Below are 7,132 nucleotides of genomic sequence, written 5' to 3'. Positions count from 1 at the left end.
CAAGCACGAAACCGGCGGCGCGGGCCTCGGCAAGATGGACATGGCGGTCTGTTATGAGGAGATGAACCGGTCGATCTTCGGACCCGTGGTGTTCAATTCGGCAGCGCCCGACGATGGCAACATGATGGTTCTGGAGGCGCTCGGCACGCCAGCACAAAAGGAAAAATGGCTGAAGCCGATCGTCGAGGGCAAGGTGCGATCGGCCTTTGCCATGACCGAACCGCACCCCGGCGGCGGCTCGGACCCTTCGATGATCATGACGCATGCGGAGCTGCGCGGCGACAAATATGTCGTGACCGGCCGCAAATGGTTCATCACCGGCGCGGAGGAGGCCAGCCATTTCATTCTGATCGCGCGAACCTCGGACGACCCGCGCCATGGGCTGTCGGCCCTGATGTTCCACAAGGACCAGCCAGGCTGGCGCATCGTGCGCCGCATCGAGATCATGGGCCCGGAGGAGCATGGCGGGCATTGCGAGCTGGAGTTCGATGGGCTCGAAATCCCTGTCGAAGACATGCTGGTCGGCGAGGGTAGGGGCATGAAGGTGACGCAGGTGCGGCTCGGCCCAGCGCGGCTTACCCACTGCATGCGATGGCTCGGACTGTCCAAGCGCTGCGTTGAGATCGCGCGCGCCTACGCCGCCGAGCGCTATGGTTTCGGCCAGCGCCTCGCCGACCGCGAAAGCGTCCAGCTGAAGCTCGGTGACCTCGCCATGCGCATCGAGATCGGCCGCATCCTGGTGATGAAGGCTGCGTGGGAGCTGGACCGCGGCGGCTTTGCCCGCAAGGAAGTATCGATGGCCAAGATCCAGGTCGCCAATGTGCTGCATGACGCAGCCGATGTGGCGATCCAGATCAATGGCGCGCGTGGCTATTCCAAGGACACGGTGCTCGAATGGATCTACCGCTATGCTCGCCAGGCGCGGCTGGTCGACGGTGCCGATGAGGTCCACAAGATGGTGCTGAACCGTTTCCTCAACGAGGAAGAGAGAGGCTTCTGGCGCTGGACGGTCGAAGGCGAGGCGTAAGCGACGCGCGGTGGCATCTCAGGAGGAAAAGATGGCGCAGCCGTCGAATGCGGATTTCGATCCTGCGGCATTGAAGGCTTTTCTCTCGAACCGCTTCGGCGACGCCGCCATGACGCTTGAGCGGATTGGCGGCGGACAGTCCAACCCAACCTACTTCGTCGACTATGGTGCGCATCGCATGGTGCTGCGCAAGAAGCCGGCCGGGCCGGTCTTGCGCGGGGCGCACGCCGTCGACCGCGAATTCCGCGTGCTTGAGGCGCTCGCATCGACCAACGTCCCGGTGCCGGGGCCGGTGCTCTATCACGACGGCGTCGAGCCGCTCGGCACGCCCTTCTACCTGATGGAGCGGCTTGATGGTCGCGTCTTCCACGACTGTTCGCTGCCCGGCCTTTCGCCCGCGCAGCGACGCGGCATCTATTTCGGCATGGCCGAAGCGATGGCCAAATTGCATGCTGTCCGCCCCGACGAGGTCGGTCTCGGCGACTACGGCCGGCCCGGCAACTATTTCGAGCGCCAGATTGGCCGCTGGACCAAGCAGCTCAGGGAATCGCCGAGTGACAGAATTCCGGCACTCGAAGTGGTCGCCGACTGGCTGCCGCAGCACCTGCCCGCGGATGATGGGCGCGTGGCGATCGCCCATGGCGACTTCCGCCTCGGAAATCTGCTGTTCCATCCCGGCAAGCCGGAGGTGATCGGCATTCTCGATTGGGAGCTGTCGACGATCGGCCATCCGCTCGCCGATCTCGGCTTTTGCTCGATGACCTGGCATTCGACCCCGGACGAGTATGGCGGCATCCTCGGCCTCGATCATGCCGCACTCGGCATCCCGAGCCAGCGCGAATTCCTCGACCATTATTTCGCGCATGCCGTGCCCACTGCGCCCCTGGAACGCTTCCACCTGGTTTTTTCGCTGTTTCGTTTCGCGGTGATCTTCGTCGGCATCGCCGACCGGGCGCGGGCAGGCAGCGCGGCGTCGGCCGATGCCGCCGGGAAGTGGCCTCTCGCCGGCCGCTTTGCCGTGCGTGCCCAAGAGATCATCCAAGGAGCAAGGCCGTGGAGCGGCTCCTGAGGAGAGCGTTCGCGCCTGGTCCTTTCCCTATTCCGCGGCGTCAGCAATCCAGTCCGAGAGGCTTCGCGAAAAGCTTCGCGGCACCATGAGTTCGCACGCGGTCTCACCGGTGCGCAGGAAAAGCACGGGCACATGATGCAAGGACGTCAGCACGGCCCGGCCCGGGGCGGCCGCCGACGCGCGCCAGTCGACGGCGATGCATTTGGAGAGAACCCGCGCGACGTCAGCCCCAGCCATTCTGAAACGCACGCGACCTTCGTCGAGAGAAACTGAACAGCCGAGATCCGGGTCGACGGCAAGCGAAGGTGCCTGCGCGCCGTCGTCAAGAGCCAGCCAGAGACGGCGAGGGGCAACGCGGATGACAAGGAAACCCTTGTGGCGAACAGTCTCTCCAACCGAGGCAGGAAGCTTGGTGCCGAGCGACGTCGAGAGGCTCGATTCGAATTGCCCCAGCGTGCCGTCCCAGCCCTCGACCTGGATGAGCGGGCAATCGGCCACGGACAGGCTGAAATCCGGGCTAGCCATGTAGCCGCTCTCCCTGCGGATCGAGAAATACCGGCGAGACGATGCGGGCGCGCACCGTTTCGGTCTTCATCGCATAGACGGCCACGATCTCGCTTCCTTCGCTAGCGACATCGCCAGCAAGCAAGGCCAGCCCGACATAGCGACCGCGTTCAGGGCTGAAGGTGACGGAGGTCACGCGGCCGCGCCCGTGGCCGTAAGGTTTCTCACCCGGCAGGAACAGGATGGCGCCACCGCGAAGGCGTTTTCCCTCCTCGATGCATTCCAGCCCGACCAGGCGCTGCCGGTCTGGCGCCTGGAAGGCGGGGCGCCGTCGCAACACGTCGCCGACGAAGCCGGTGCGCTTGCCGGCCATGCGGCCGAGGCCAAGATCGTCGAGCGTCGTGCGCCCATCGATTTCAGGTCCGGCGACATGGCCCTTTTCGACGCGCAGCGCACCGAGCGCCTCGACGCCATAAGGCTTCAGATCGAACGGCCTGCCAGCTTCGAGCAGGCGGCTCCAGAGCTGTTCACCGGCGGTTGCGCCGACATAGATTTCGTAGGCGCGCTCGCCGGAATAACTGAGACGCAGGATGCGGAGCGCACGGCCTCGCCATTCGCTTTCGAGCAACCCCATATGCGCAAGTGCCGCGTCGGAAACGTCGAGAGCGGGAAACGCCGCACTCAGAATTGCGCGGCTTTTCGGTCCGGCAACCGACATCGCCGCCCATTCATCGCTCACCGAGGTCACGGCTACGCGCAAATCCGGCCAGGCCGTGTCGAGCAGGAATTCGAGACGCGACAGCACATCGGCGGCCTTGGCGGTCGAGGTGGTCATGAAGAACCGGTTCTCCGCCAGCCGCGTCGTGGTGCCGTCGTCGAAGACGATGCCGTCGTCGCGCAGCATAACGCCGTAGCGGGCACGGCCGACCGGCAGTTTGGCAAAGCCGTTGGCGTAGACGCGGTCGAGGAAAATCGCCGCATCCGGGCCCTGGACGTCGATCTTGCCGAGGGTGGAGATGTCCATCAGGCCCGCAGCCTGGCGCACATTCCGCATTTCGGCGACATAGGCTTCGTTCACGTCGCGTCCGGATTGCCCGTAGAAATAGGGCCGCATCCAGAGCCCGACCTCCAGCATCTCGGCGCCGTTCGCCATGTGCCAGTCGTGCATCGGCGTGCGCCGGATCGGCTTGAAATGATGGCCGATGGCGCGTCCGGCAAGCGCACCGATGGCGACCGGCGTGTAGGGCGGCCGAAAGGTCGTGGCGCCGGTCTCGGGGATCGTTGCGCTGCGCAGAGCCGCCATCGCGGCAAGCGCCGGAAAATTGCTGGTTTTGCCCTGGTCGGTGCCCATGCCGAGGGTGGTGTAGCGCTTCAGGTGCTCGACCGATTCATAGCCCTCGCGATGGGCGAGCTCGATATCCCCGGTCGTCACGTCCATCTGGAAATCGACGAAGGCCTTTCCACGCCTAGCGGGCAGGACCTCGCGAAGCGGGGCTGCGGCGGTCTCGCCAAGATCGAGTTTCGATGGAGTGGGCGCCGGTCCCGACTTGCCGCAAAACGATGCCGCCTGGGTGCCGGCGCGGTGACCGTCCTCGATGGCACCGGCGGTCGAATAAGCTCCCATCATCGAGCCGGCGCCGAACCGGTCCGCCGCAAACGCGCCCGGCACGAAGCCGCCGATGTCGTCGCGGTAGGCAGGTTTGATGCCCAGATGCGAGGTGAGATGCACGGTCGGCGACCAGCCACCGGACACGCAGACCAGGTCGCAGGCGGCCTCGGATTGGCCGTCCGGCCCGTTGAGCGTTGCACGCCTGACGGCATGGCCGCCGCGCAGGTCGACGATGTGCGTTGCGGCCCGCACAACCACGCCGAACTGTGCGGCCTCCGCGACAAGTGCTGCGGGAGGTGATGCGCGCAGATCGGCAACCGTCACCTCTGCGCCGGCTGCGGCAAGGTCGAAGGCGGTGCGCCAGGCGCCGTCATTGCTGGTGGCGACGATGATTTTTTTGCCGGGCAGGACGGCGAAACGGTTGAGATAGGTCCGGGCGGCCGAGGCAAGCATGACGCCGGGCCGGTCGTTGTTCGAGAATACCATTGGTCGCTCGATGGCGCCGGTGGCGAAAACGATCGAGCGGGCGCGAAGCATGGTGAACGTCTGCCGCGCCTCGCCGGCCGGCTGGCGATCGGTTGGGTCGCGTTGCTCGACCAGTCCGATGACATTGCCGTCATAGATACCGAAAGCGGTCGTCCGCTTCATCAAGGCGACGGTTTCGGAGCTCTCCAGCTCGGCTTCGGTCTGTCTCAACCATGAGGCCGCCGCGCTGTCGGACGGTTCCGCCAGAAGCTGGCCGCCGAGCAGGAAATCCTGCTCGATCAGCGCGACCCGCGCGCCGGCGGCCGCGGCAGCACGCGCCGCCGACAATCCCGCCGGGCCGCCGCCGATGATCGCGACATCGGCAAACGCATGACGAACCTCGTAACGGTCGGGGTCAGGGTCGGTGCCGGCTCTGCCCAGCCCGGCCGCCTTGCGGATAAAATGCTCGTAGAACATCCAGGCACGGCGCGTCGGGCCCATGAAGGTCTTGTAGTAGAAGCCGGCCGAAAGGAACGGCGCCAGCAGGCCGTTGGCGCTTTGCACGTCAAAGGCAAGCGAGGGCCAGCGGTTCTGGCTCTCCGCGACCATGCCGTCCGCGAGTTCCAGTGTCGTCGCCGGCAGGTTCGGCTCGCGCCTGCCTGCGATTCCGAGCGTAACCAGCGCATTCGGCTCCTCGGGCCCGGCGGAAAAAACGCCGCGTGGACGATGATATTTGAAGCTGCGCCCGACCAGGGTGACGCCGTTGGCAAGCAGCGCAGACGCCAGCGTGTCGCCGCGATATCCAGCCAGCTTGCGGCCGTCGAAGGTAAAATCGACCGGCTGCTCGCGGTCGATACGGCCACCCATCGACAGCCGCTTATGGTTCGAACTCATGCCGGTGGTTTCCTGGCTGGTGATTTCCTGGCCGGCAATTTCCTGGCGAGGTCGACGGATGCGATGGCGTGGTTGCGCGTGTCGCGTTCGACCACCAGCCACTGGCGGCAGCCGATCACATGCTGCCAGAATTCGCGGTGCAGGCCCGCCGGATTTGTCCTGACATAGACGTAACGGTACCAGGCCTCCGGATCGGGATCGTCGTGGGCCGGACGTGTGACGGAAGCATCGCCGCCATAGCGGAACTCGTCATGGTCACGCGGACCGCAGCAGGGGCATTCGATGCGCAGCATTGTCTTTCGCCTCCTATTGCAGCCAGGCGGAGGGGCCGGCGCCGGCCTCGTCGAGCGTGTGGCCGGTGCGGAAACGATCGAGCCCGTAGGCTGCGATCAAGGGATGCGGCTTGCCGGTGGCGATCGTGTGGGCGAAGCACCAGCCGGAAGCCGGCGTCGCCTTGAAGCCGCCATAGCACCAGCCGCCGTTGAGATAGAGGCCCCCGATCGGCGTCGGGCAGATGATCGGGCTGGCATCGGGGGTCATGTCCATGACGCCGCCCCAATGGCGCAGCAGACGGACGCGCGAAATGCACGGCATCAGCGCAATCGCCGCCTCCGCCACCTCGCGCACGACGCCGAGATTGCCGCGCTGGGCGTAGGAATTGTAGCCGTCGAGATTGCCGCCGAAGACCAGCCCGCCCTTGTCCGACTGGCTGACGTAGAAATGGTCGGCGCCATAGGCAACGACATGATCTACGAGCGGCTTCAGCGGTTCGGTGACAAAGGCCTGCAGGACGTGGCTTTCGATCGGCAGTTCAAGGCCGGCCTTGGTGCCGAGCACGGATGTATGACCGGCAACAGCGAGGCCGACCTTGCCGGCGCCGATCCGCCCTTTCGTCGTTTCGACGCCGATGATCCTGTCGCCGTCGCGGAGAAAGCCGGTCACTTCGCAGTTCTGGATGATGTCGACGCCATGGCCGTCGGCAGCGCGCGCATAGCCCCAGGCGACGGCGTCGTGGCGCGCTGTGCCCGCCCGGCCCTGGAAGATGGCGCCATGGATCGGGAAGCGGGCCGTTTCGGAAAAGTCGAGATAGGGCACGAGACGGCGCACCTCGTCGCGGTCGAGGATATCGGCATCGATGCCATTCAGCCGCATGACATTGGCGCGGTGGCTGAAGCCGTCGAGCTGATCGGCCGAATGCGCCGTGACGAGCTGGCCGCGCTGCGAGAACATGACGTTGAAATTCAGCGCCCGCGACATGCTCTCCCAGAGCTTCATCGAGAATTCGTAGAACTGGGTGTTGCCGTCGAGCAGGTAGTTGGAGCGGATGACGGTGGTGTTGCGGCCGACATTACCGCCGCCGACAGAGCCTTTTTCGAGCACCGCGACGTTGCGGATGCCGTGGTTCTCGGCGAGGTAGAAGGCGGTAGCGAGGCCGTGCCCGCCGCCACCGATGACGATCACGTCGTAGGACGGTTTTGGCTCCGCCGCCCGCCAGGCGCGCTGCCAGTTCTTCTGGCCAGATAGCGCGTTGCGGAAAATCGAAAATGCCGAGTAGCGCGCCATG

General features: G+C 65.5%; 6 protein-coding genes. 2 read left to right on the top strand and 4 right to left on the bottom strand.

Features of this window, described 5'->3' with window-relative positions:
- Both EOC93_RS21940 and EOC93_RS21935 read left to right on the top strand, forming a co-directional pair.
- Window positions 1–1,027, top strand: a 1,027-nt coding sequence (locus EOC93_RS21940; protein ID WP_127205676.1) for an acyl-CoA dehydrogenase family protein, incomplete at its 5' end; no start/stop codon positions are given.
- A gap of 31 nt (window positions 1,028–1,058) precedes the next feature.
- Window positions 1,059–2,096 carry a phosphotransferase family protein gene (locus tag EOC93_RS21935; protein WP_127205675.1) on the top strand — a complete coding sequence of 346 codons (1,038 nt, stop codon included), beginning with the start codon at window positions 1,059–1,061 and terminating at the stop codon, window positions 2,094–2,096.
- A gap of 27 nt (window positions 2,097–2,123) precedes the next feature.
- On the opposite strand, the gene EOC93_RS21930 is transcribed toward EOC93_RS21935, so the two are convergent.
- From EOC93_RS21930 to EOC93_RS21915, 4 genes are read right to left on the bottom strand one after another with little or no spacing between them, the layout of a single operon-like run.
- Window positions 2,124–2,621 (bottom strand): sarcosine oxidase subunit gamma family protein, encoded by a 498-nt coding sequence (locus EOC93_RS21930; RefSeq protein ID WP_127205674.1) that lies wholly within the window; start codon window positions 2,619–2,621, stop codon window positions 2,124–2,126.
- On the bottom strand, window positions 2,614–5,568 hold the full coding sequence (locus EOC93_RS21925; protein ID WP_127205673.1) for a sarcosine oxidase subunit alpha family protein: 2,955 nt from the start codon (window positions 5,566–5,568) through the stop codon (window positions 2,614–2,616). Before EOC93_RS21925 ends, EOC93_RS21930 begins: the two co-directional genes overlap by 8 nt.
- Complete coding sequence (locus EOC93_RS21920) at window positions 5,565–5,861, bottom strand: sarcosine oxidase subunit delta (protein ID WP_127205672.1); 297 nt, start codon at window positions 5,859–5,861, stop codon at window positions 5,565–5,567. The genes EOC93_RS21925 and EOC93_RS21920 overlap by 4 nt, the downstream gene beginning before the upstream one ends.
- A gap of 13 nt (window positions 5,862–5,874) precedes the next feature.
- Entirely contained in the window at window positions 5,875–7,131 is a 1,257-nt protein-coding gene (locus tag EOC93_RS21915; protein WP_127205671.1) for a sarcosine oxidase subunit beta family protein, read from the bottom strand.
- Window position 7,132 lies beyond the last annotated feature (1 nt).

It is taken from the genome of Mesorhizobium sp. M6A.T.Ce.TU.002.03.1.1 (assembly GCF_003997275.1).
GTDB classification, from domain to species: Bacteria; Pseudomonadota; Alphaproteobacteria; order Rhizobiales; family Rhizobiaceae; genus Mesorhizobium; species Mesorhizobium mediterraneum.
The sequence above is the reverse complement of the archived record's forward strand: the minus strand, read 5'-3'. Positions and strand labels throughout refer to the sequence as shown.

Bases quoted from the DNA above. Each gene is read 5' to 3' on its own strand.
- EOC93_RS21935 (WP_127205675.1), top strand. From the start codon at position 1,059: ATGGCGCAGCCGTCGAATGCGGATTTCGATCCTGCGGCATTGAAGGCT.
- EOC93_RS21930 (WP_127205674.1), bottom strand. From the start codon at position 2,621: ATGGCTAGCCCGGATTTCAGCCTGTCCGTGGCCGATTGCCCGCTCATC.
- EOC93_RS21925 (WP_127205673.1), bottom strand. From the start codon at position 5,568: ATGAGTTCGAACCATAAGCGGCTGTCGATGGGTGGCCGTATCGACCGC.
- EOC93_RS21920 (WP_127205672.1), bottom strand. From the start codon at position 5,861: ATGCTGCGCATCGAATGCCCCTGCTGCGGTCCGCGTGACCATGACGAG.
- EOC93_RS21915 (WP_127205671.1), bottom strand. From the start codon at position 7,131: ATGGCGCGCTACTCGGCATTTTCGATTTTCCGCAACGCGCTATCTGGC.